Source organism: Bacillus sp. 05T31, assembly GCF_056396725.1.
The window spans coordinates 1-2355 of record NZ_JBFTMA010000696.1 but is presented as its reverse complement, the minus strand read 5'-3'; the positions used below and the strand labels follow the sequence as shown (position 1 = coordinate 2355).

Below are 2355 nucleotides of genomic sequence, written 5' to 3'. Positions count from 1 at the left end.
ATCTTGAGCAATATACACATATGCATGTATTTCCCTATTCCCAAAATAAATAGTTTGCGTTATCCGGTCATATAAATCAGTCTCTGCATTACCTGTGTATTCTTCAAGTTCATCTAACTTTTGCAGAACATCATCATTTACTTCATAAACTTCTCCRTATACTTTGTCCTCATTTGAACAAATCATCGCAGGATACCCTTCGTATGTATCAAATAATTTACCATACGTCCATGCTTCGTCTGCGATGCATGTTGCACCTTGCATATAATGAGCATTCGTTTGCTCTTTTCTTAACGTGCCATACACAAAAACGTGATGCATAAATCCCTATCCCCTTTATATGTCTCTACTTTCTTATTTGTAAATAAGCACGAATCATAAAGTAACTCACTTCATCTGGAAGCTGTTCTTTAATAGACTTTAATCCACCTTCTGCATTTTGTACGGCAGTTTCAATTAGAGCTTCATACTCTGCTGGAACAAAGCTATTCCAGTCTACTTCCATACCATCTTCAAAGCAACGGATTAAATGGTTTTCAATCGTTTGTCTCGATAACCCACGTTCCTTTGCAACCTCATTTAGATCAATACCTTGTTTATACATTTCATATGTTTCTAAATGAGAATTTGCTGAAGCTTTCCCTGACTTTTTACGTTCTGAAACAACTTCCGTCTTAATTGTTTCAGCATAGTTTGGGTTTTCCTCAATAAAGTGCTGCACTGCTTGTAAGAATTGAGAGCCATACTTCACAAGTTTGTGTTCTCCAATTCCTTTTACAGTTAGGAGTTCAGAGTCACTTTGCGGCATTTTCGCACACATATCTTTTAACGTTTGGTCAGAGAAAATAACGAACGGAGGTACGCCTTCACCTTGTGCAATTTCTTTACGCACTTCACGAAGCACTTCAAATAAAGGATGGTCTTGAACAATTTGGCGTGTTTCTACTCGTTCTTTACGTAAAACGTTCTCTTTACCAAGTAGTACTTCTTTACCTTTTTCCGTTACTTTTAATGTCGGATATGTACCATGTTCAACTGCGATCAACTCGTCTGAAATCAAAAACTCAATAAACTCACTGACTTCTTTTACACTACGATTTGATAAAAGTCCGTAAGTTGGTAAAGTATGAAAATTAAACTCAATAACTTTTTTATTTTTCGATCCAGTTAATACTTGTGCAATCATTTGTTTTCCGAATCGTTGGTTCGTCCTGATCATACAAGATAGAACCATTTGTGATTCTCTCGTTACATCAATACTTTCACGGTCGTCAGTACAATTACCACAACGGCCACAATCTTCCTTCGGTTCTTCTCCAAAGTATTGCAAAATAAATGATTGTAAACATTGTTCTGTATGACAGTAATCAGTCATATTTTGGAGTTTTTCAAGCTCATTAGAAAAACGAGATTCTCCAGTTGATTGATCGATTAAAAAGCGTTGTACTTGTACATCTTGAGAAGAATATAACAGAATACATTCACTATCTAATCCGTCACGACCAGCACGTCCCGCTTCTTGATAGTAACTTTCCATATTTTTCGGAAGTTGATAATGAATAACGTAACGAATATTCGATTTATCAATCCCCATCCCGAACGCAGATGTCGCTACCATCACACTGATTTCATCTCGTAAAAAGAGTTCTTGCTGTTCATTTCGATCGTGGTCGCTCATACCAGCATGATATTTCGATACAGAAACTCCTGCTTTCCCTAAATCTTCATATAACTGATCGACAACTTTTCTTGTAGCTGCATATATAATCCCAGATTCCTTCTGATTTTGACGAATATAATCCGCTAAATAAGCATTACGATCCTGTCCTTTAATGACAGAGAATGATAAGTTCTCGCGCTCAAACGTTGTCATAATCGTGTTTTCTTGATTAATTCCAAGCGTGTTGCAAATATCTTCACGAACTTGTGGTGTTGCCGTAGCAGTTAACGCTAATACGAGCGGCTTTTCTGGAAGATAATCTAATATGCGATGTATATGTAAATAACTAGGACGGAAATCATGTCCCCACTGCGAAATACAGTGCGCCTCATCAATTGCAATCATCGGGATTTTCATATCGATAAGTTGATCAACAAATTCCATTGAATCAAGACGCTCAGGCGCCACATAAAGTAACTTATAATGGCCTTGTTTCGCTAATTGAATTCGTTGATTTGCTTCTGTAATAGAAATAGAACTATTAATATAAGTAGCTGAAATACCGTTTTGTACTAATGTATCTACTTGGTCTTTCATAAGTGAAATCAAAGGTGAAATAACTAATGTCGTTCCTTCGAATACTAATGCGGGAATTTGATAACAAATTGACTTACCACCACCCGTAGGCATAATAC

General features: G+C 36.6%; 2 protein-coding genes. Both read right to left on the bottom strand.

Annotated features, from left to right (window positions below; translation table 11 throughout):
* A partial coding sequence (locus AC1DJR_RS26765) for a gamma-glutamylcyclotransferase family protein (protein WP_477003935.1) occupies positions 1 to 321 on the bottom strand: 321 nt, incomplete at its 3' end.
* Positions 322 to 346: 25 nt separating this feature from the next.
* A partial coding sequence (recQ, locus tag AC1DJR_RS26760) for a DNA helicase RecQ (RefSeq protein ID WP_477003934.1) occupies positions 347 to 2355 on the bottom strand: 2009 nt, incomplete at its 5' end.